At 57.3% G+C, this 20,957-nt stretch carries 18 protein-coding genes and 5 pseudogenes; 16 read left to right on the top strand and 7 right to left on the bottom strand.

Going from position 1 to position 20,957, the window contains the following annotated elements; all coding sequences use genetic code 11:
* Window positions 1-184 precede the first annotated feature (184 nt).
* Window positions 185-1,156: a magnesium/cobalt transporter CorA gene (gene corA, locus AXG89_RS23280; protein ID WP_062172773.1), complete on the top strand. Its 972-nt coding sequence runs from the start codon at window positions 185-187 to the stop codon at window positions 1,154-1,156.
* Between the two features lie 812 nt (window positions 1,157-1,968).
* Window positions 1,969-2,196, top strand: a pseudogene (locus AXG89_RS43145) (Tn3 family transposase); the annotation flags it as partial.
* A gap of 71 nt (window positions 2,197-2,267) precedes the next feature.
* Here AXG89_RS43145 and AXG89_RS23270 read toward each other — a convergent pair.
* A complete protein-coding gene (locus AXG89_RS23270) occupies window positions 2,268-3,176 on the bottom strand; it encodes an NADP-dependent oxidoreductase (protein ID WP_062172772.1) in 909 nt (302 codons plus the stop codon).
* Entirely contained in the window at window positions 3,173-4,360 is a 1,188-nt protein-coding gene (locus AXG89_RS23265) for a TCR/Tet family MFS transporter (RefSeq protein WP_062172770.1), read from the bottom strand. The genes AXG89_RS23270 and AXG89_RS23265 overlap by 4 nt, the downstream gene beginning before the upstream one ends.
* 135 nt (window positions 4,361-4,495) lie before the next feature.
* Here AXG89_RS23265 and AXG89_RS23260 point away from each other — a divergent pair, with 135 nt between their 5' ends.
* From AXG89_RS23260 to AXG89_RS23240, 3 genes and pseudogenes are all read left to right on the top strand, one after another.
* Window positions 4,496-5,128 carry a TetR/AcrR family transcriptional regulator gene (locus AXG89_RS23260; RefSeq protein ID WP_062172768.1) on the top strand — a complete coding sequence of 211 codons (633 nt, stop codon included), beginning with the start codon at window positions 4,496-4,498 and terminating at the stop codon, window positions 5,126-5,128.
* A 1,064-nt stretch (window positions 5,129-6,192) separates the two neighbouring features.
* The gene (locus AXG89_RS23245; protein WP_062172762.1) at window positions 6,193-7,770 is read left to right on the top strand and encodes a hypothetical protein; all 1,578 of its coding nucleotides are present in this window, start codon (window positions 6,193-6,195) and stop codon (window positions 7,768-7,770) included.
* Between the two features lie 73 nt (window positions 7,771-7,843).
* Window positions 7,844-8,537, top strand: a pseudogene (locus tag AXG89_RS23240) (IS6 family transposase).
* Between the two features lie 118 nt (window positions 8,538-8,655).
* Here AXG89_RS23240 and AXG89_RS23235 read toward each other — a convergent pair.
* A complete protein-coding gene (locus AXG89_RS23235; RefSeq protein WP_062172760.1) occupies window positions 8,656-9,507 on the bottom strand; it encodes a LysR family transcriptional regulator in 852 nt (283 codons plus the stop codon).
* Window positions 9,508-9,751: 244 nt separating this feature from the next.
* On the opposite strand from AXG89_RS23235, the gene AXG89_RS23230 reads away from it, so the two are divergent.
* The 9 genes from AXG89_RS23230 to AXG89_RS23190 all read left to right on the top strand — a co-directional run bounded on the left by AXG89_RS23230 (window position 9,752) and on the right by AXG89_RS23190 (window position 16,891).
* Window positions 9,752-10,582 (top strand): oxidoreductase, encoded by an 831-nt coding sequence (locus AXG89_RS23230; protein WP_062172758.1) that lies wholly within the window; start codon window positions 9,752-9,754, stop codon window positions 10,580-10,582.
* 182 nt (window positions 10,583-10,764) lie between these two features.
* Window positions 10,765-11,103 carry an EthD family reductase gene (locus AXG89_RS23225; RefSeq protein ID WP_062174044.1) on the top strand — a complete coding sequence of 113 codons (339 nt, stop codon included), beginning with the start codon at window positions 10,765-10,767 and terminating at the stop codon, window positions 11,101-11,103.
* Between the two features lie 12 nt (window positions 11,104-11,115).
* Window positions 11,116-12,141, top strand: a complete 1,026-nt coding sequence (locus tag AXG89_RS23220; RefSeq protein WP_062172756.1) for an alpha/beta hydrolase — start codon at window positions 11,116-11,118, stop codon at window positions 12,139-12,141.
* On the top strand, window positions 12,138-12,650 hold the full coding sequence (locus AXG89_RS23215) for a (2Fe-2S)-binding protein (RefSeq protein ID WP_062172754.1): 513 nt from the start codon (window positions 12,138-12,140) through the stop codon (window positions 12,648-12,650). The genes AXG89_RS23220 and AXG89_RS23215 overlap by 4 nt, the downstream gene beginning before the upstream one ends.
* Window positions 12,650-13,660: an FAD binding domain-containing protein gene (locus AXG89_RS23210; protein WP_062172753.1), complete on the top strand. Its 1,011-nt coding sequence runs from the start codon at window positions 12,650-12,652 to the stop codon at window positions 13,658-13,660. The genes AXG89_RS23215 and AXG89_RS23210 overlap by 1 nt, the downstream gene beginning before the upstream one ends.
* Window positions 13,661-13,726: 66 nt before the next feature.
* Window positions 13,727-14,125, top strand: a complete 399-nt coding sequence (locus AXG89_RS44045; RefSeq protein ID WP_062172751.1) for an amidohydrolase family protein — start codon at window positions 13,727-13,729, stop codon at window positions 14,123-14,125.
* Entirely contained in the window at window positions 14,116-15,087 is a 972-nt protein-coding gene (locus tag AXG89_RS23200) for an amidohydrolase family protein (protein WP_205583090.1), read from the top strand. The genes AXG89_RS44045 and AXG89_RS23200 overlap by 10 nt, the downstream gene beginning before the upstream one ends.
* 168 nt (window positions 15,088-15,255) lie before the next feature.
* Window positions 15,256-16,050, top strand: coding sequence for an ABC transporter substrate-binding protein (locus AXG89_RS23195; RefSeq protein ID WP_062172746.1), 795 nt, complete (start codon window positions 15,256-15,258; stop codon window positions 16,048-16,050).
* A gap of 400 nt (window positions 16,051-16,450) precedes the next feature.
* On the top strand, window positions 16,451-16,891 hold the full coding sequence (locus tag AXG89_RS23190; protein WP_062172743.1) for a hypothetical protein: 441 nt from the start codon (window positions 16,451-16,453) through the stop codon (window positions 16,889-16,891).
* Between the two features lie 47 nt (window positions 16,892-16,938).
* Here AXG89_RS23190 and AXG89_RS23185 read toward each other — a convergent pair.
* Window positions 16,939-17,196: pseudogene (locus tag AXG89_RS23185) on the bottom strand (SDR family NAD(P)-dependent oxidoreductase); the annotation flags it as partial.
* Window positions 17,197-17,257: 61 nt separating this feature from the next.
* On the opposite strand from AXG89_RS23185, the pseudogene AXG89_RS23180 reads away from it, so the two are divergent.
* Window positions 17,258-18,055, top strand: a pseudogene (locus AXG89_RS23180) (IS630 family transposase); the annotation flags it as partial.
* 692 nt (window positions 18,056-18,747) lie between these two features.
* Window positions 18,748-19,029 carry a transposase gene (locus tag AXG89_RS43140; RefSeq protein WP_236873532.1) on the top strand — a complete coding sequence of 94 codons (282 nt, stop codon included), beginning with the start codon at window positions 18,748-18,750 and terminating at the stop codon, window positions 19,027-19,029.
* A gap of 585 nt (window positions 19,030-19,614) precedes the next feature.
* Here the strand turns inward: AXG89_RS43140 and AXG89_RS23170 are convergent.
* From AXG89_RS23170 to AXG89_RS23160, 3 genes and pseudogenes are all read right to left on the bottom strand, one after another.
* Complete coding sequence (locus AXG89_RS23170) at window positions 19,615-19,875, bottom strand: response regulator (protein WP_082771572.1); 261 nt, start codon at window positions 19,873-19,875, stop codon at window positions 19,615-19,617.
* Window positions 19,845-20,549 carry a sensor histidine kinase gene (locus AXG89_RS23165; protein WP_062172739.1) on the bottom strand — a complete coding sequence of 235 codons (705 nt, stop codon included), beginning with the start codon at window positions 20,547-20,549 and terminating at the stop codon, window positions 19,845-19,847. The genes AXG89_RS23170 and AXG89_RS23165 overlap by 31 nt, the downstream gene beginning before the upstream one ends.
* A gap of 36 nt (window positions 20,550-20,585) precedes the next feature.
* Window positions 20,586-20,726: pseudogene (locus tag AXG89_RS23160) on the bottom strand (transposase); the annotation flags it as partial.
* Between the last annotated feature and the right edge of the window lie 231 nt (window positions 20,727-20,957).

Raw genomic sequence — 20,957 nt, 5'->3', positions numbered from 1 at the left:
CAATAAAGATCAGCCAGACCAAGCGATCGCCAAACGCGGCAACAGGATAGAGGCTTCCATCACCAAGGACAGATTGGCTGTTGGACATGTACTATCAGGAGCCGTCAATCTCGATTCTTTGAGCGCCTTAACTAAACCTTCAGTGATCCCCCAAATGAAACGAGACGATGTAAAGGAGAAACCGATGGCCATGGTCGTCAACAGCGTTGCTTACCGAGCAGGTAAGCGTTTAAGCGACGTCACCATCGACGATATCAGTGAGGTTGTAAAAGAACCTGACACTTTCGTCTGGGTTGGCCTCTGGCAGCCTGATGACACTTTCTTGCGAAAGATTCAGGAAGAGTTTGGCTTGCATGACCTCGCAATCGAGGATGCACTCACCGCCCACCAGCGTCCCAAAATCGAGGTGTATGGCGATTCGCTTTTCATTGTCATCAAAACCGCACAATTGGTGGATGGTGAAGTGCAGTACGGCGAAACCCACCTTTTTGTGGGAAAGAATTTTCTCGTGACAGTCAGGCACGGCGCTTCTTCAAGCTACGCTGCTATTCGCACACGCGTCGAGGAAAATCCAAAGCTGCTTAGCAAGGGCCCCGGGTATGCGCTGTATTCCGTGCTTGATTTTGTCGTCGACAACTACCGCCCAATTGTCAGTCAGTTCGAAGAACAGTTCGATGCGCTCGAGGCGGACATGTTCACATCCGATTTCGACCAGGCGGCGGTTGAGAAATTGTATGACCTCCGGCGTCATCTACTTAAGTTACGCAATGCCGCCATTCCGATGGACGACATATGCAATCAACTGATTCGGTTCCACGAGGACACTATTCCAAAAGATTTGCGCGCCTACGTACGCGATGTCCAGGATCATGCGCATCAGGTAATCACCACGACTGAAGATATGCGCGAGATGCTGACAAACGCTATGCATGTCAACTTAGCCCTTGTGTCCGTCAGGCAGAACGAAGTGGTCAAGCGACTCGCGGGCTGGGCGGCAATACTTGCCGTGCCAACTTTGATATTTAGTATGTACGGGATGAATTTTGAATGGATGCCGGAGTTGAAAACTATGTGGGGTTACCCCGTGACCTTATTTGTCACGGTGACTGGTTGCGCTACCCTTTACTGGAGGCTCAAAAGTGCCGGTTGGGTGTGAAAGATGATTGGACTCCTAACCGACGTTGATCGCCCCATGACTGATTGCATTACATGTGAAAAGGCGAGCGCAAAGCGATTGGTGCCGGCTAGCTAATAGAGTTCGCTGGGAGTAGATGGTGACTGCTCGAACCAAAATGCGCTTGAAAGGCGAGGGTTTGGTACTGCTTGTGGCGATCGCGGTGCTCGAGGTATTCGACATCTCAACAGCCATATTTTTTTGGAATCAAGTATTCAAGCGTGCCGTTGCTCGATGTCATCACCTTTCATGCCATGTGATCGCTTTGATCCAGACATGGATTTTGATAGACGCTCGCTGCGCCTTCGAAACCGGGGTGCATCGGAGTTACATCAAATGTGTCGGAACGCCGCCAGAACTCATCTGCTTCTCACGAAATTGTCCACGACGCTGGCTGGTCGCGATATATGCGCATTTGCATACGGAACTGCTATATGCCGACGCTGACTTATCGGTGAGGAGCGCCGCTCGGGACACGCCATTCTGGGCAATACAGTGTCGTGCGCCATGTGCCATGTGCCGCGTCAGCACCACAACCCCCTACTGCCTATCGCCACTTTTGGTTCGCATCAAAGATGAGGCGCTCAGTCAACAGCCGGTGAAGGTTGAAGAGCGCGAATACCGTATGGCGGCTTGTTGCAGCACTTCCGGCCATCGCACCGGCACACATTTGAAGATGAGGCCGCGACCCGGTACTGCGTCGTCCTGCAAAAAGAGCGACCGTTTTCACATTTGCAAATTCAGGCGGGAAGTCGGGCCATTGCGATAAGACGGCTTATCGCGAGCGTGCACGAATGGTTGTGTTGTGGAACACGATCTACTTAGAGGCGAAGCCGCCTAAAACCAATTGCGGGGAAAAGGTTACGTGTTCAAGGAAGCAGACATGGCACGACTGTCGCCGCTGTTGAACGAGCCACATTAACATGCTGGGGCGGTATTCGTTTTCGATGCCCGATGCCGTGGCCAAGCGCGAATGCGACCCCTACGAGATCCGGCAGTCACCGACTCATGAAAAGGCTTAATCCAGTTTCCGTTCCACTGCGCCTTAACCCCAATCTGCCGAACCCGAAAATAATTGCGCGTTAAAGCCCAGCTAGCCGTCGATGAAAATAATGAGCTTGCCTGTAACCCGCCCTTTGGCACTGACTTCTTGCGCCTCCGCAGTTTGCTCAAGCGGATAGGTCTGTTCCACACGTAAGCGGAAAAGGCCCTCTGAACAAAGTTGTGCCACATCAGCGAAAATCTTTTCCGGGTCCTTTGGAGGCCCATGAGAAAACTTCGCGCCATATTGCTCGGCCGAGAAATCTGCGACGGAGAGGACATGTGAAGGATCGCCGACGATCTCGATCAATTCCGGGATAACCCCCGAACCGACGAGATCGAGGGCGGCGCCGACGCCCTGCGGCGCAAGCGTCCTGACACGTTCCGCCAGTCCTGATCCGTAGGTCGTGGGGATGGCGCCGAGGTCGCGCAGATAGTCATGCTTCGGCGCGCTCGCCGTACCAATGACGTTGATCCCGCGCAGGCGCGCGAGCTGGAGAACGGCCGAACCAATTCCGCCCGCGGCGCCGCTGACAAGCAGCGTTTGACCGGCTTTCACGCCAACTTCATCGAGGGCGCGCGTCGCCGTGTCGACGATCACCGGAAGCCCGGCCGCCACGTCGAACGACAGATCTTCTGGCTTTTGAGCCCAATGCGTGAGAACCGCATATTGCGCCATCGTGTTCTCGCCGAAGCCGAAGACGGCGTCTCCGATCGCGACGTTGGAAACACCCGGCCCGACCTCATCCACAACGCCCGACGCCTCGACGCCAAAGCCCGAGGGAAAAGTCACCTCCTCGAACGCGCGGTATTGTCCGTCCCGACGTTTCCAGTCCGAGGGATTTACCCCGGCAGCCCGGACCGCGATCCGGACTTGCCCGGGACCGGCGTGCGGCTCATCGACGTTGACAACCTGAACGACCTCCGGGCCTCCATATTCACTGAACTGAGCTGCTTTCATGCGGTTTTCCTTTCGGTTTGAAACCCCAAGCCGAGCACGAGGGGGATAGCGAGCGCGTTGACGACCACCGCCGAGAGCCAGATCGCCCCCGGCCAGTGTTCGCGAACGACGAAGTAGAAGGTCGAGAACACGAGCGGCCCGACGATTGATGCAAGGCTGACGGCCGACGCCAGGACTCCCTGCAACTGGCCCTGCCGGCTGTCGTCGACGAGGCGCGTAGAAAGGGACTGCAGTGCTGGAGTTCCGATGCCCGCGAGGGCAAAGACCGGCATGATCGCGAAGACCATCCAGCCTTGCGTGGCGAAAGCCATGACGATCAGCGCGACGCAGGCTCCAGCGATTCCGGTCAGCACGGTCCGGCGCTCTCCAAGCAGCTTGACGGCGGGGCCGGGCAGAAAGGCCTGCGCCAGCGACTGGCAGACACCGAAGGCCCCCAACGACAGACCGATCCAGAGGCCGTTCCACCGGAACACGTCATTGCCCCAGAGCGCCCAGCAGACGCCGTACACTTCGCCCGTGGCGCTTAAGACGAAAAAGGTGGCAACGACAGGGATCAAGGCCTTCATCGAGAACACCCATCGCAATGGGCGCAGCGGATTAAGCGCGGCGAGGTCGATCTTCTTGCGGCTTGGCGTGCGTGACTCCGGAAGAACGAATAGCGCGAGCAACAGATTGCCCGCGTTCAGCACCGCAGCGGCGATGAACGGGAGCCTAAGCCAGTAGTCGCCGAGAACGCCGCCGAGGACCGGGCCAACGATGAAGCCAATGCCGAACATGGCATTGAACAGGCCGAAGCGCCGCGCGCGTGTATCTTCCGGCGAAACGTCGGTGATGTAGGCGGTTGCAACGGAGATATTGGCGCTGGTCAGTCCGGCGATGGAGCGGCCGACAAACAGCAGCCAGAGGTACGGCGCAACTGCCATCACCAAGTAATTGATGGCCGCCCCGGCGAGAGAGATCAGTAGCACTGGGCGGCGACCGAGCCGATCGCTCAATGCGCCGAGCACCGGTGCGAAGACAAATTGCATGGCTGCGTAGAGCGCGGTCAGGACGCCGAGATAGGGCGCAACGTTGCCGGCATGGGTCACGTCCTCGATCAGCCGCGGCAGGATGGGAAAGATTAAGCCGATCCCGACCGCATCGAGACAAATGGCGGTGTAGATCACAACCAGGGGCTTGTTCACGGTCGCCGCCCGCCGATGCGCAATCTGCCCAACGTCAGATCAATCACCGGCAACCTCAGCTTAATTTCGACCGCATGATTGACAATACTAGATATAAACATATACTGAGTATATTTTTAAGAAAACGATAAGTCAATGCTCTCTGATCGCCGATCGCGTAAGCGCCTCGCCACGCGGCAAGGTATCTCCAATGCCGCTACGCGCCTCTTCCTGGAGCGGGGCTTCGATGATGTGACGGTGGATGAGATCGCGGCAGCGGCCGACGTCGGGCGAATGACCGTGTTCAACCACTTCCCCCGCAAGGAAGACATGTTCTTCGATCGTGACGAAGAGGCGCGCGAGGTATTGCGAGAAGCCCTTCGGCAGCGCGACCCCGGCGTCGCGCCGATCGAAGCGTACCGACTGCTCGCGCATCGGCTGATCGCCGAACGACATCCCGCCGTTGAATTTTCCGTGCGAAGCCAAGGCTTCATCGCGACGATCGAGCGCAGCGAAACCCTCAAGGCCCGCGCCAGAGGAATACGCGACGAGATCGCACATGTCGTCACGGCGGCGCTGGCTGAATGCGTAGGGCGCGAAGCCGAAGATTCCGACGCTTACTTCGCGGCCAATGTGCTGCTGGCAACGTGGACCGCCGCCTTCATACAGGGACACCGAACCTTTCGACAGAGCCGAGACTCAGTGGCAGCAAATGCCGCCTTTCTTGCGATTGTCAACAAGGGCGCCATCGGCCTGAAAGCTGCAATGGCAGGCTCGCCTTACGGTTGAACCACCACCATCTGCATGTTCCCAATCTATCCGTTATCGGCGGGACTAGACCGAAGTCGTGCGCCGAACCTTCAGGAAATGCTCAAGCAGCGTCTCGCGCGATAGCGGCCATACACTCGCGCAACCACTGATGGGCGAAGTCCGAAGAGAGCCGCAGATGCCACGATTGAAACATCGTCATCGGTGGAATAGCGAACGGCAGAGGAAATACCCCGAGGTTCATGGTCTTGACGCCCCACAGGGCGACGATACGGGGAGCCGTCGCGAGATAATTTGACGTTGCCGCAAGCGCGAGGGCGGCCAAAGTGTCCGGTACGATCAGGGGTACACGGCGAACAATATACGCGGCCGCCAAAATCTCATCTATCGGCCGTAGGCGCGCCCGCGCCGAGACGCCACCACATGATTGCCGTTGGCATAGGCTTGCAGGGTGACCTTCTCCATCAATATGGAATGGTTTGCGCGACCAGCGCAAACAAATGCGTCCTCCATAAGCTGTTCGGTGCAGATCTCAGGACCCATGCTGCCCCCGGCGCCGATATCGAGGTCCACCGAACCATCACGAAGAGGAGCAATGTGTTCCTCCCTGACGGCGAACGATCGGTATATTATACCCGTCTCGCTTTGTATACGGCATAAATTTCCCTTTTGAGTTACATTTTGTGAGATTAAACCCTCCAAGATGGATTCTCCGGAAGATTACGAACGGTAATCTGCCAACGGAAGCAGCCCTTTGCTAAATCCTCTTATGTCATCGAACAGCGTGCGCTGACGCACAGATGATGTCGTATTATTTGCCTGTACATCAGCGTGACGAGAAGTAATTAATACCTGATTTGTCTTTTTGTCTTGGTCGGCTTAAGTGCGCGCGTAAGTTGGGAAACGCTCCCCTAAGCCGGGAAATTTCTATTCGCCTTAACAATTAACACGCATAAAAGCACGATCTTCAGTTTCACTAATTAGGATTACGGATCATTTTCTCACCATGTCGTCGTTTAAAGACGTGAGAGAAAACACCTCGAAAAAATTTAGAGTCGGCCAGCGCCGACAGGGATGAACTCGCCATGATAAAACGTCGTCAATTCCTGGGCGGCCTTGTCGCCTTTAGCAGTACATATGTATTGACCGCTTGCGGCGGTGGGTCTGATATAGGAAGCGGCGGAGCAAGTCCGAACGTTGCGGCAAGCGTCTCGGCATTGCGGAACGCGGCGATCAATAGCGGCTCTTCGAACGGAACAACGATGCCTCCGGCCTCGTCAATTACGGATAGCAGCGGCGCAACTTGGACATTGATCGGAGGGGTGGTCAAAAAGAATGGCGCGACCGCCGGCGTTAACTACGACGCTGTGCTCATGTTGTGGTACAGCAGCACCATTTATCATCAAAATACATCCGGGAAGTTCTATTCGTGGTCAGGCTCGGGATGGTCCGCATGCCTAGACCCGCGTTCGGAGAAAGGCACATCGCCCAACGGCACAACCATTCCGTCGGGGGCCTATATCAACGACGCCGAGGGTCGACGTTGGACAGTGGCGAACGGCGTTGTGTATCGAGAAGGCGTCGTGGCGGGGATCAATTACAACGTTGCGCTGCTTTTATGGTACGCCGGCATGATCTGGCACAAGAACACCAGCGGTCAGTTCTACGTTTGGTCCGGGGTCGGCGCGGCTGGATGGCTACATGCGACAGACCCACGGATACCAGTGCCTGCGACTGCCGGAACCTTTTTCGGAATGAACGGACACTTTGATTATCGATATACACCCGCCCAAGTCGTCGCGATCTTAAAGGGGATGGGCATTTCGACCTACCGCGTTGGATGCAGCGACGATCCGAAACAGCTCGCGGCTGTCTCTGCACTAGCGCAAGCTTTTCAGTCGGCCGGCCTCACGTTATTTGTGCTTGTTAATCAGGGGATGACGGATGCTTTTGGCAACGTGCTGCGCGGGGAACAGGTTGCGTACAACCAGGCATATATGGTTGGATCGACCGTCGCCAGCCGACTCAAGCAATACGGCGTGACAATGTACGAATGCGGAAACGAGCTGACGCGGCAGGTCTCAACCATTAAAGACTTTAAACAAGCAGGTAACGCAGCGAGCGACTTCAACAATGCAAACTGGCCGGCCATGCGGGGCGTCATGCGGGGCATGATCGATGGGGTCAAGTCTGTTCAACCGAGCGCGAAATGCGGTATCAACTTTTGTGCTGCCGACATCGGTGCTGCCGACGCACTGTGGGAAGGGTCTCAACCCGACGGCACAGCCGGATATGCAAAGGTGCGATGGGACATTACCACGTGGCACAACTACGAAGTCTATGGCGACATCTTTAATATTGGTACTGACGGCGCGGGCCCGGCATTTGATTTGCCTACGTATTGCAAGGCTCGATACGGCGTGCCCTTCATGATAACGGAGTGGAACACGGGACCCGAACAGACGCAGTCGTATCGGGCCGCCTACATTACGACACAATTATCAAACCTTCATCAGGCTCGTAAAACTCATAACATACAGTCCACGATGTATTATGTTCTCGATAGCGGCAACGACACATACGGGATCATGACCGATGGCGTTAAGTCAAATGCGCCTTACACGGCGTTCGCAAAATTCATTGCGTCCAATCCCGACGTTTGATCGCTTTTCCTCGGTTCTGTCGCAATAAGGTGGTGCGATATGATTTGGGTCGATAAAATGAAACCGCTACCCGATGAAAAAGACCCTGACGCCAGCCTTAGCGCGTGTGTTGAAACCCCTTCACTATCCGCTTGACGTGATGTTGATGTGCGTGCGCTGGTATGTCGCCTATGGGCTGAGTGTGCGAAACCTGGAAGAGATGATGGGGGAGCGCGGCATCGAGGTCGATCACTCGACGGTGCACCGGTGGGCGATCAAAATGCTGCCCGTTCTTGAGAAAGCGTTCCGCCGGCATAAGCGAGCGGTGGGCAGGAGCTGGCGCGTCGATGAGACGTATATCAAGATCAAGGGGAAATGGAAGTACTTCTATCGCGCAGTGGACAAGGCCGGCCACACGGTTGATTTTCTGCTACGAGCCCATCGCGATAAGGCCGCGGCGCAGCGTTATTCGAGAAGTCGATCGATAAGAACGGCGAACCTGAGACGATTACAATCGATAAAAGTGGCTCAAATGTGGCCGCGCTTGAGACGCTGAACGCCCAGCGCGACACACCGATCAAGATCCGCCAAAACAAGTATTTAAACACATTATTGAACAGGATCATCGGGCAATCAAGCGGCGCACCCAACCAATGCTTGGATTCAAGACCTTCCGGTGTGCGCGCATTGTGCTGGGCAGCATCGAACTCATGCATATGATTAAGAAAGGGCAAATGAAAGGCGCCGGCTCAAACGCCGCCGAGCAGTTTTACTCGTTAGCCAAATAAGCATCACTTATCATATCGCCCTTGCTCGCCCAACCATCCTTATTGCGACAGAACCGTTTCGAGCGCCATTGGCCAAGCGCGGGTGACGCCGCGCGCCCGGGCTTGCCCGTCCGGTCGACTAACTGGCCAGGTGTTTTATTGCCAGCACTACGAACGCGCGGAGACGATGTAGCCGCCTCAGATCGCGATGGTAGCCCATCCAGATTTCCCGATCGGGTGGATGTTCGCTCAAATCGAGTCGTCGAATAGTGCTGTTCTTGTCTCCGACCGGTCGCGGCAACACAGCGATACCTAGCCCGCTACCGCACATTTGCGCCTGAACATTGCGATTATTCGACTGCAATACGACGCTGGCATTCGGGAAGCGATTTCTTAGCCAATCGATGTCCGGAAATGTGCCGGTCGATGTATCCATCACGATCAGACGGTTACCCGCACCGTCGCCTTCCACGGGATCGGGGCTCGCAATCGATACGTAGACTCCGTAACGCATCGGGTTCAACTGTCTTTGCACGATATCCGGCCCTTCGAATGGAACAATGCGGAAAGCGACGTCTGCTTCACGCTGCGACAGATTGAACAGTCGCGTTCCCGTCAGGACCTCGATCTCAACGAGGGGATACTCTCCCGAATATTCGGCGATCACGGGCGGCAGGACGTAGGCGCCAAACCAATCGGCCGAGGATACCCTGAGTGTTCCTTCCAGCCTCTGCTGCTCACCGGCCAAACGACGCTCCATGCCGAGCGCACCTTCTTCCATTTGCTCGGCGAGCGGCACGATAGCGGTGCCCTCCTCAGTCAAAACGAAGCCATCTGCTGTTCGCTGAAAGAGCACCTGTCCCGTGGACTCTTCAAGTGCACGAAGCCGCCTTCCAATGGTCGGATGACTGAGACGCAGCGCACGCGCGGCGGCACCGAGCGTTCCTAAGCGCGAGACTGCGAGGAAGATTCTGACATCACTCCACTCCATATCCTGCACCCACATAATTGAACGAACGTTGTGCATTATAGTGAATTGAAGATAAACATTGAACCGGCGACACTATGTTGTCGGATGTTGTGACGTGCTCGTGATCTACCGGATTCGAAATCATCACTACACGCCACGGAGCGGTAATGACAGGACGAAGCGCCAGCCACGGGCTGAACGATTCTTCACCCTATCCGTAGCGCTATCGAATTCTTCATTGTGAATACCTAACTTCTATATAGACATGACAAAAACATGGCTTATTACCGGCTGCTCAAGTGGATTCGGCCGGGTGCTCGCGGACTCGGTGCTTGCGAGGGGCGATAACCTGGTTGCAACGGCGCGTAACGGCGACTCTCTTGCACCCCTGAAAGCGCGCTATGGGACGAAAGTCCGTGCCGTCGCGCTCGACGTAACCAAAACCGGGGACGCTGCCGCAGCGGTAGCTGTTGCTGAAGAAGAATTCGGCGGGCTTGATGTTCTTGTCAATAACGCAGGATTCGGCTTTATCGGAGCCGTCGAAGAAGCGACGCCCGAAGAGTATCGCCCCATGTTCGAGACCAATGTCTTCGGTTTGATCGAAACCACACGCGCCGCGCTCCCCGCATTGCGTCACAGGGGTAACGGCCGAATCGTCAATCTATCCTCCGGGGCCGGAATTGCCGGATTTGCGGCAAATGGCTATTACTGCGCGAGCAAATTTGCCGTTGAGGGCCTTTCCGAGGCGCTTGCCGAAGAAGTGACGTCGTTCGGCATTCGAGTCATCATTGTCGAGCCGGGTCCTTTCCGGACAGACTTCCTTGGACGCTCGATGAATGGTCCCAAAAACCACATCGACGCTTATAAGGAGATCGTGGGTCCGTTCCGCTCTTATCGTGATTCCAACGATGGAAGACAGGCGGGCGACCCCGTGAAAGGAGTGGCAGTGATCTTGAAAGCAGTCGACGCAAAAGATCCTCCACTCCATCTGCCTCTCGGCGAACGCGCCTACGAGATTGCTCGCAAAAAGCTGGCGGCGTTTCAGCGCGACATGGATGCGTGGGAGGCGGATGCGTTGGCGACCGGCCACTCATAGAGACCCGTGGTTGTCCGTGGCCTTAGCGTCTCGTCGGCTCGATGTGGAGGCTACTTTATCCGCCATGGTTGAGAAGGTAAGCCGCACATCGATCTGAGAACGCGGCGCGCTGTCTTCACTCTTTTTGCCGGCAGTGACATGACCTAAGGCGATGCCGCACCTGATAACCAGGGAGTATGCGCATGGAAAAAATTGCGACAGGCGCAACGCATGATGACCCGACGGTTACCTTCTACGTAATTTATACGGGTGGCCCGGATGCGCGGTTTGATCGTAACTGGTACGTCGATCACCACTTGCCACTCGTAATGAAGAGCTGGTCGAAATACGGACTGGAAAGTGTTGCTGCGCTGTTTCGGAGCGGTGAGCAGAACGGAACACAGGTGATTTGCGAATGCAATTTCCGGGATATGGCCGCCGTTCACGCTGCATTCGACTCGCCGGAAGCGGCTGCCGTCATGGCCGACGTCATCCATTTCACTGAACTGATGCCTCAGCGTTTGCGCGTCGTTCCGATTTAACAGGATTTCCTAATGAGCAAGTCATTTGCCCCTTGGTCAACCGCCCGTTCGCGCACCGTCTCGCGCGGCCACTTCTGGATCGCGGGAGAACGTATTGGGGTCGGCGAGAACACGTATCAGCGCGGACCGATGTATGTGGAATGGGAAGCGCCCGAACGGGTCACCCGGCAATGGCCGATCGTCCTCGTGCATGGCGGCGGATTCCAAGGCGTCGAATGGCTCGATACACCGGACGGCCGTCCAGGGTGGGCGCAGCGGCTGGTCGAAGCGGGGTATGTCACGCTGGTTGTTGACCGTCCCGGACATGGCCGCTCGCCGCTTCATACCGATGTCATCGGACCCATGGGGCCACCATTTTCTTATGAGGGTGGGCGCCAGATCTATTTTCCGGCGGACCCCTCGGGTAAGCATACGCAATGGCCCTTTGCCCCCGACGATGAAGCCGCGATGGACCAGTTCATCGCGGGCTACGGGCCTTTGCCTGCCGACCTTGCGATGTCTGAAAACATGGATGCAGACCGGCTGGCCCGCCTGCTTGACCGGATCGGACCGGCCATTCTCCTGACCCATTCGGCGTCGGGACCGAGTGGCTGGCTGACGGCCGATCGTCGCCCGCGCCTGGTCAAGGCCATAGTCAGTATCGAACCGATGGGCCCCCCTTTCGCTGATATTCCCCATATCGGTCTTCTGCGCTGGGGATTGACTGCCGCGCCGCTCACATTCGATCCGCCGCAAACAACACCTGAGGCCGTCCGCCAGGCCGACCCGGCTGCACTGCGCCTTGCGCATCTGGCCGACTTGCCTATTGCGGTGGTGACGGGAGACACCTCTTCTTTTGCGCCCGCCAGCACGCCAATTGTTGCCGCGCTCAAAGCGGGAGGCGCAGCGGCAGAACTGCTTCATTTGCCTGACTATGGCGTGACTGGAAATGGTCATGGTCTGATCTACGAAAAGAATTCAGATGCGGCACTGCAGCCCGTACTCGACTGGCTGGCGCGTCACGCCGAAAATTCGTCCGCGCGAGGGGATAACGTATGACGGTCGACCTGGCCCCTTTGGGCGACGAACACGGGCGGCAGTTCAACGTCGTACTTACGATCAATGGAGCCGAACACCGCCTGGCCAATCTCGATGCGCACACCTGCCTGCTCGACGCGTTGCGCGATTACCTTCATTTGACGGGGACAAAAAAGGGTTGTGGGCTGGGAGGGTGTGGAGCGTGCACGGTGTTGATCGATGGGCGCCGGATGAATTCCTGCCTGACGCTCGCGGTCATGAATCAACGCAAAGCGATCACCACGATAGAGGGCTTGTCGAAGGACGGCGTGCTTCACCCGCTGCAGAAAGCATTTATTGCCCATGACGGGTTCCAATGTGGCTATTGCACTCCGGGGCAGATCATGAGCGGCGTCGCCTGCATAGCGGAAGGCCATGCCGTATGCGCCAGCGAAATTCGCGAATGGATGAGCGGCAATATCTGCCGCTGTGGCGCGTACACAAACGTCGTTGCAGCGATCCACCAGTCTGCGTGTGGGGAGGCCAGCTGATGGTGGCCTTCGCATACGTCCAGGCGGCAAGCGTTGCTGGCGCCATCGCAACCCGCGCACGCCATCGCTCAGATGGGGCGCATGAGGCCGGCACCGACTTTTTTGCAGGTGGCACCGACCTCATGCAACTGATGGGTGAACATCTGCGTAACCCTGACCGGATCATAGACATCACCGCTCTGCCCGGGCTCGACGGTATCGAAATGGTCCCTGGCGCGCTTCGCCTGGGCGCACTGGTGCGAATGAGCGACGCGGCAATGAATCCTACCCTGCGCGCTCGGTACCCGGTTGTCACTGAGGCGCTTCTCGCGAGCGCATCGCCGCAGGTTCGCAACCTCGCGACGCTCGGTGGCAACCTCCTTCAGCGGACCCGTTGCGGTTATTTTCGCGATCCCGGCACGCCATGCAACAAGCGCGAACCGGGAACGGGATGCCCCGCTATAGACGGACAAAATCGATTTCACGCAGTGCTGGGCGGCAGCGGCATTTGCATAGCGACTTACAGCGGCGATCTTGCCAATGCGCTGTTGGTGCTCGATGCAAACGTACGGATCGCCGGGCTGAGGAGAGATCGCGTTATTTGTCTAGCGGATCTTCATCGTGCGCCTGGAGATACGCCTGAAATAGAGACGCAACTCGAGCCGGGCGAACTGATCTTGTCAATCGACATTCCCACGGGCATACCAACGCGGCGGTCTCATTACCTTAAAGTTCGCGATCGAGCGAGTTTCGAGTGGTCAATCGCCTCGGCAGCCGTGGCGCTCGACCTGGCTGACGACGGGACGGTGCGCGACGCGCGAATCGCGGTCGGCGGAGTAGCGACCAAGCCCTGGAGATTGCAGAATGTCGAGGCCTCGCTAAAGGGCTCGGCGCTCAATATCAGCAATATAGAGGCGGCAGCGGCGCATGCTGCTGACGGCGCTGTTTCACACGGCGCCAATGCCTACAAGATCGAACTGATCAGGCGTACCGTCGTACGCGCGCTCAGCGAGTTGGGAGCGCTTTCATGACCGCCATCGGCGTACCGCTTCCCCGCGTGGACGGACACCCTCCCGCTCGGGCCGGCCGATACGGTCGTGCCGCTTGATGGCTGTCTGCTCGCGCCCGGCCTCGTCAACGGTCACCAGCATTCACACGAACATTTCCACAAGGGGCGCGTGGAGAACCTGCCGCTCGAACTGTGGATGCACTACGTACGCGCACCGAGGCCCGTTGCGCTGACGCCGCGCCAAATCTACCTGCGCACGCTGATCGGCGCGGTCGAGGCCTTGCGAAGCGGCGCGACAACCGTGGCCGACGACTGCAACCTGGGCGGCTCGATCGATCCCGACGCGATAAATGCGATTTTCCAGGCGTATGAAGACGCCGGCATTCGCACACTCGTCGGCTTCTCGATGATGGACCGCCCGCTTGTCGACAGCTTTCCTTTCGTCGATGCGATTTTTCCGGAGTTATGCTGGCGCAAATGCGATTGATACCGCGCCCATCGCCCGATGCGTGGTTCGCATTTCTCGGCGATACCGTGCGCCACCGGCATCCGCAACATCATCGCGTCGGTGTGCTCGTGGCACTATCGGCGCCGCAACGCTGCACGCCCGAATTCCTGGCACGTTGCCGCGAATTCGCCGACGACCATGCGTTGCCGGTGATCATCCATGTGCAGGAAACCCGCTTGCAGGTCGTGACGGCGAACGCTTTCTACGGCAAGCCGATGGTGCAATTCCTCGACGAACTCGGCTTCCTGAAGCCGGCCACATCGCTCATTCATGCAATGTGGCTTTCCGACGATGAAATCGTGCGGCTCGCCGCCAGCGGCGCCACCGTGCAGCGCAACCCGTGGAGCAACCTGATGCTCGGGTCCGGCATTCAGCCGACGCGTCATTTGCTCGACGCCGGCGTGAACCTGAGCCTTGGCTCGGATGGCTTTTCGTCGAAGGTCACCGCCAACATGCTGAACGTGGCGGGCTCGGCGGCGGGGTTATCGAAGCTGAGGGGGGACGACTATTCGCGCTGGCTGACGGCGGCCGAGGCGTTGCGAGCCGGGACGCTGGGCGGCGCGCAGGCCGTGGGCATGGCGGGTCAGCTCGGCGCGATCGCGTCGGGATATCGCGCGGATCTGGTGGCGTACCGGACCGATACAATCAACTTCACGCCGCTCACGGACCCCGTGCGACAGCTCGTGTACGCCGAGCGGGGCGGGTCGATCGACAGCGTGTTCGTTGCGGGCCGGTGCGTGATGCGCGGCGGCAATCTGACCACGATCGATGAACCAAAAATCCCGCGCGAGATTGCCGACGCTTACGAGGCGTTGAAAGCGGAGATCGATCTTGCCGATGAGTCGGTCGGGCCGTTGCTCGAACCGATGCGGCGAATCTACGAACGGGCATTGTCGATGGATACCCCCTGGAAGCCTCACGCGGCGCGGTTTGTCGGCTAGGCGATGCGACCAGCGGCACGCGCCAATATTTCTTGTCGCGCAGTCTGCCGCCTTTGATTGGTTGAATAGTTTTCCGGCTTATGTTCCTGCTTAAATTACACAATGGCGTGGTCGGGATTCTCATACGCGCCCACAAGATCGCACATTCCCACCTCACGAGACCAGTTTATGAAAATATCGACTTCAATCAAGTTTTTCCAGGCCGCAATACTGTTAGCCTCGACGCTGGGCGCGAGCGCGGCATTTGCCGCCGATACCCTCAAATACGGCCTGGAAGCGCAATATCCGCCGTTCGAATCAAAATCGTCGGGAGGGGAATTGCAGGGTTTGGACATCGACATTGGCAATGCGGTGTGCGCTGAACTGAAGATGAAGTGCGACTGGACCGAGAACTCGTTCGATGGCCTGATTCCCGCGCTGCAAGCCCGTAAGTTCGACGTGATCAACTCAGCCATGAATGTCACCGATAAGCGCCGCCAGGCCATCGACTTTACGAACATCGTGTACAAGGTGCCTACCCAACTGGTCGCGAAGGCGGGCAGCGGACTGATGCCGACGCCTGACTCGTTGAAGGGCAAGACAATCGGCGTGCTGCAGGGATCGACGCAGGAAACCTACGCAAAAATGGCCTGGGCTACCAACGGCGTGACGGTCACGAGCTATCCGGACCAGAACCAGATCTACACCGACCTGAAGGCGGGTCGTATCGATGGCACGCTGGTGTTGTCGGCTGCCGGGCAGTCGGGCTTTTTGTCGAAGCCGGACGGCGAGGGTTATGGGTTTGCCGGCGGTCCCGTGCTCGATGACGCGATTCTGGGCAGCGGCATTGCGTTTGGTGTTCGCAAGGACGAAGGTGCGCTCAAGGCGCGCTTGAACAAGGCGATTGCCAAGCTGCAGGCAAACGGCACTGTCAAGACGCTGGCGAAGAAGTATCTCGGCGATATCGACGTGTCTCCGAAGTGATCTAGCTCGGTGCCTGCAGCATTGCAAGTCTTCATTCCGTCGCACGGTTAAGCCACGCTTTTTCGGGCTTCGTTTCGTTGTCATTCCGCGGCAACGGAACGATGCAATAGAAAATGTCTTCACAGGCTGACTGAGAAGGGTCGTTCCTATACAGTCCCGCGTACCTGTCCCCACGTGGCAGCGCGGGAGAACACCCCGCAGTGAACTTATCCGTTCAATCGCGATCAGTTAAAGAGTGCTGGCCCACGTCACTCAATAGCATCGACTGCGGCCAGACTCGAGCTGCACCTCGTTTTCATCCACTCCCAAATCGCCAACACTCATCCTGCGCGTCTATTTAACGCGCCTATCCGGAGGAACATCTGTGCGAATTTTAACGATCCCCCTGGTTTTTCTTTTCATGCTGCTGACAGGTTGCGCCGCTTACAAAACTCATGAAGCGCGCGACGAGCAGGGCGGTAAGCTTGTCGGATCGAACATTCTCGATCTGGTGCAATCGGTCGGTATTCCTGACAAGACCATGAAGCTCGTTGATACCGGCGGCCCTAATGACCGCATGACGACGCAATGGAACTTCTCGAACTCGGACTCCGCGCTGGACATGACGCTGATCTTGCTCGACCTGAAGGTGGGCGGCGCGGGGAAGTGCAGCATGACGGCTACGGTGGACCGCTGGGGCGGCAAGGTGCTCGCCGTGAATTTCCCGCAGGCGCATAGCGACAGTATCGGTTCGGACTATGGCGCATGCGAGCCGCTTGTTGAAGAGGCGCTCACGCACATGCCGCATACGCCAATGGATCCAAAATACGATGCGTTCGCGCTGGTCGGCGCAGCCAAGTAAGGTCAGTTCGGCTGGACGTATCTCGCTGCAGGCGATTTGCTCGACAACTACGTCGACATTGATTGCCGTGCGCCTTCGAATGCATCCCACTGGCCAATGTCGTGCAGCGCTGGAATCGTAACCAGCTCATGCCGGTCAAAACCAACCAGCGCTGCTTCAACCATGTCGCTTGCGGACATCCCGATGTTTGCATGGAGATGCTCGATCGGCAGCTCGCCGATTTCCCAGAACTCGGTGGCGGTCGCACCCGGCAGCACCGCCTGTATTTGCACGCCTTTGCTCGCGAGTTCGTGATGCAGCGACTGTTGTTGTCCGTTAATCTTGTTAGCGGCGTCCACAGAAGCGCTGATTGTGTCCAGTAATTCCGCTAGTCTGGAAGCGCGGGTACTCACCCGCACCCTCAAGCACAAACCATCCGACGGTTCGACACACTGGAGCAGCTACAAGCTCACAGCAGAACTGGGCGACGTGTCGGTCTTGGCCGTGCAGCGCATCTGACGCAAACACGGCATCAAGCCGCAGCGTTTGGAACGACACATGGTCTCCAACGACCCGAACTTCGAGACCAAGGCGGCCGACGTGATCGGGCTTTATCTGAACCCGCCGGCGCACGCGGCGGTGTTCTGCGTGGATGAGAAGACCGCGATCCAGGCACTTGAGCGTAAGGACCGGATGCTGCTGCTGTCGCCGGGACGCGCCGAGAGCCATGGCTTCGAATACAAACGCAACGGGACACTCAGCCTGTTCGCGGCGTTCAATACGGCGACCGGCGAGGTGCTGGGCAAGACGGCGTCGCGCCACACCAGCGAGCAGTTTGTGGCCTTTCTGACTGACGTCGTCGCCAGCCAGCCCAAACGTCGGGAAATCCACGTCATTTGCGATAACGTAAGCAGCCACAAGACGCAGCGGGTGGTCGACTTTCTCACCGCGCATCGCAACGTACGCTTGCACTTCACGCCGACTTACTCTTCGTGGCTTAACCAGGTGGAAAACTGGTTCTCACGCATTCAGCGTGATGTGATCGCTCGCGGCGTCTTCACTTCGGTGAAGGATCTGGATCGCAAACTGATGCGTTATATCCGCGAGCACAATCAAAATCCGAAACCAATCAAATGGAAATATGACGATCCTTCCCGTCGAATTCGCCCGGTGCCAAGTCAATGACGCAGTGGACTAGGGGAATGAATCGACCAGCCCCAGTCGGCCGCGCTTCAATAGGAGGCTAGAGGTGAAGCATCCGATGGCGTCACGTCGCGACGTGGTCGTCTCGCTTTAGATCGATGCACAAATGCTACGCCGGCACACGCCGTTCGAATCGTTTCCTAGCCCGTGAACGGCGGCATTGTGGCGCGGGATAGCCATAATCGAACGGACGCCATTCTGCGGAAAGCCTCGCAATCGGGCTCGCCGAAAGGTGATAAATCTTATCATTGCCGCTGGCGGATGTCGCACCGGCGAGATTCCGATGCCGTTAAATAATGCGGAGAAAATTAATCTCTGCCGGGGCACAGTGCGTTGAAATGAGGCGGCCGAACATTTCGCTGGGAGCCATGACACAGTGGTGTCGCAAGAGGTCCGCGAACAGCGCCCGCCAAATCGGTTTATCGAGCAGTACTTTAGGCAAGGTACGCGCCCGCTCGCTTCGCAAACTCCATGTGTATTACCGCATCGACCCTTTCGGAGGCTATGGAGCTGTAAGCGCTCGATCTTCCACACCTCGCTTACGTTAGTGAGAAAGCTCGCGATTGCGTCCGCAACCTCACTTTGCGGACGTAATCCATGACAAAAGATGGCCTGAGCTTCCCGCCCTTGCGGGTGACCCGAGTTGGCGTCAGCGGGGAGCGAAGCTCGACCCGATGGACAAGCGACGACTGGTTGAAGCTTGTCTTCAGCCAGGGGCTTCGCTATCGGGCCTCGCCCTTGAGGCCGGCGTGAATGCCAGCCAGTTGCATAAGTGGGTTCGGGTGCATGACCAGTTTGGCGCCCCGGTCAAGCGCGAAACACCGACCGCACTGTCAGCGTTTGTGCCGGTCGTTACGGTCGTCGGTGCGACGCCGGTCATCGTGCCCACAGCGCGCCTCGTCACTACCGCGGAACCATCCAGTGTCTCGCCACCCTCGCAAGCCCAGCACCGCTGACGGCTCTACTGCCCGACGGCGTAAATCCTGAGCTCGAGTGTTCGGCAAACAACGCGGCAATCGTTAATCCGGCATCGGTGTTGATCAGCGGCGAATAAAGCGGCCAAGCTAACGTCGGCTGTTTGTTTGTGCGCCGAATATGGCCATAGCGAACTTGCGTGGCCACAGCCAGTCAACCCCAGTTCAGGACGTAAATTGCTAGAGCTGGGAGGCCAATCGCCAAGATGGCCAGTCCTGCTTTTAGCCCGCAATCGGATAGGGACGGATGCGAGAATGCTTCACTCATTTCGTTGTCAATGTGCCCATACCATGATTCTCTTGATGGATCGGTTCGTTGATCTTTTCGTCCCGTCCGCATCTTGTTTTCCTTTGTAAAAAATAAGAAAGCCGAACAAACATTCTGCTTTAAACGCATCGTTTCGTCATAATGCTAAGTCCGATAGCCCACCGATCAAATACAACTTCACTAGGCTAAACCACAGTATCCGAATTTCCATCGAAGCATCCTCCGATTAGAGGCCATTTTCTTCGAGATGTTGCCAATTTAGCTCTTCGCAGCGCGATGCAGGATTGATCGAGATCGGTTTAAAAGCGCGGCTGACGCTTTTTCGAACTGGCGTCGAGCTGCATGGACTGGAACAACTCTTGGTTAGCCGTAATTGCGACAAGAACCGTGTGATCGAGACTCGGTTGTTCTCTGATGCGCGATGCCACCTCGTAGCCGTTGAGCCCGGGCAAGCCTATATCGAGAAGCACGACATCAGGCCGAAATTCGGAAGCCGCTCGAAGCGCGCTATTGCCATCGTGCTCCGTCCTCACGGCATGCCCGAGCATTCCCACCAGCATCGCCTACTCTCTGCCGTGTCGACGTTGTCATCCACTACGAGAATACGCAACGCGGTCGATGATTCAATACCTGATTCGGTCACGGGCAAGTCAAGCTTTGCTGACGATGTCGCGATCGGCAAGCGTATGACAAATTCCGTCCCTTCGTTCAAGACGCTATGAACGGCGATGATCCCATCGTGCATTTCCACGATACGTTTTACCAACGCAAGGCCGATCCCCAGTCCACCGCGGGAGCGTGCAAGGGACCGTTCTGCTTGTGTGAAGAGTTCGTAAATATGAGGTAGTAATTCCGGAATTATGCCGACGCCGCTATCTTTTAGGCGCACGACGCAATACGTCTCCTCAACCTCGACTGACAATGCTATTGCGCTGCCTTCATCCGTGTATTTGGCCGCGTTTGCTAGAAGGTTGACCATCGCCTGTTCGAGCCGCGATGCATCTCCGTGGATCCATATTAGGTCCTCGCCAAGCGACACCGAGACTTTATGGCGCCGTTGTTCAATCAGCGGTTGAGTTGTCTCGAGGGCCCGACTAAGTATTTCATGGATGGTCACGCGCTCAAGCCTCAACCGCACCCACCCCGTCGTAGTCCTCGACACTTCGACTAAATCATCGACCAGTCGCGTCAACTGAACGAGTTGCCGCTCGATAATGACGCACGCACGGTCCATTGCTCTCAAACATGCCGACAGCCTGCTCTTTCAACTGTTTTTCCAGTCCGTCACCTGATCCGGGTGAATCTCAAAGTGCTGCGCCAGCTCCGCCAGCCTATTATCGCCTTTCAGTGCCGCCAAGGCTACCTTCGCCTTGAAGACTGCCGAGTGAGCACGCCGATTATGTTTCGTCATTTACGGATCCCTTACTGCCCACATTACGGCAGGCTCAGGCCCAGCTTTCCCACTTGTCCGGCTGTCCGAATTCCCGGAGCCACCTCTCACAGACATGAAAAATCTGTCACACCAAGCTATCCGCGCCTGGCTCCAAAGCAAGAAGCTTTGGTGGCAGCAGTGGAAAAGTGAAGTCTCAACCCGAAGCGGTTGCCCTCCCCGGTTCAACCCTCCGCCACGGTTCACCGACGT

Source organism: Burkholderia sp. PAMC 26561 (genome assembly GCF_001557535.2).
GTDB lineage: Bacteria > Pseudomonadota > Gammaproteobacteria > Burkholderiales > Burkholderiaceae > Caballeronia.
Note: the sequence above shows the minus strand (reverse complement) of the source record. Positions and strands in the feature narration are given on the sequence as shown.

What these genes read in the sequence shown, in the direction of transcription:
- AXG89_RS23235 (WP_062172760.1), bottom strand. Translation starts at nt 9,507, where the DNA reads ATGGAGTGGAGTGATGTCAGAATCTTCCTCGCAGTCTCGCGCTTAGGA.
- AXG89_RS23210 (WP_062172753.1), top strand. Translation starts at nt 12,650, where the DNA reads ATGGTGGCCTTCGCATACGTCCAGGCGGCAAGCGTTGCTGGCGCCATC.
- AXG89_RS23220 (WP_062172756.1), top strand. Translation starts at nt 11,116, where the DNA reads ATGAGCAAGTCATTTGCCCCTTGGTCAACCGCCCGTTCGCGCACCGTC.
- AXG89_RS23215 (WP_062172754.1), top strand. Translation starts at nt 12,138, where the DNA reads ATGACGGTCGACCTGGCCCCTTTGGGCGACGAACACGGGCGGCAGTTC.
- AXG89_RS23170 (WP_082771572.1), bottom strand. Translation starts at nt 19,875, where the DNA reads ATGCTGGTGGGAATGCTCGGGCATGCCGTGAGGACGGAGCACGATGGC.
- AXG89_RS23200 (WP_205583090.1), top strand. Translation starts at nt 14,116, where the DNA reads ATGCGATTGATACCGCGCCCATCGCCCGATGCGTGGTTCGCATTTCTC.
- AXG89_RS23230 (WP_062172758.1), top strand. Translation starts at nt 9,752, where the DNA reads ATGACAAAAACATGGCTTATTACCGGCTGCTCAAGTGGATTCGGCCGG.
- AXG89_RS23165 (WP_062172739.1), bottom strand. Translation starts at nt 20,549, where the DNA reads ATGGACCGTGCGTGCGTCATTATCGAGCGGCAACTCGTTCAGTTGACG.
- AXG89_RS23195 (WP_062172746.1), top strand. Translation starts at nt 15,256, where the DNA reads ATGAAAATATCGACTTCAATCAAGTTTTTCCAGGCCGCAATACTGTTA.
- AXG89_RS23270 (WP_062172772.1), bottom strand. Translation starts at nt 3,176, where the DNA reads ATGAAAGCAGCTCAGTTCAGTGAATATGGAGGCCCGGAGGTCGTTCAG.
- AXG89_RS23190 (WP_062172743.1), top strand. Translation starts at nt 16,451, where the DNA reads ATGCTGCTGACAGGTTGCGCCGCTTACAAAACTCATGAAGCGCGCGAC.
- AXG89_RS23225 (WP_062174044.1), top strand. Translation starts at nt 10,765, where the DNA reads ATGGAAAAAATTGCGACAGGCGCAACGCATGATGACCCGACGGTTACC.
- AXG89_RS23260 (WP_062172768.1), top strand. Translation starts at nt 4,496, where the DNA reads ATGCTCTCTGATCGCCGATCGCGTAAGCGCCTCGCCACGCGGCAAGGT.
- AXG89_RS43140 (WP_236873532.1), top strand. Translation starts at nt 18,748, where the DNA reads ATGGACAAGCGACGACTGGTTGAAGCTTGTCTTCAGCCAGGGGCTTCG.
- corA (WP_062172773.1), top strand. Translation starts at nt 185, where the DNA reads ATGGCCATGGTCGTCAACAGCGTTGCTTACCGAGCAGGTAAGCGTTTA.
- AXG89_RS23245 (WP_062172762.1), top strand. Translation starts at nt 6,193, where the DNA reads ATGATAAAACGTCGTCAATTCCTGGGCGGCCTTGTCGCCTTTAGCAGT.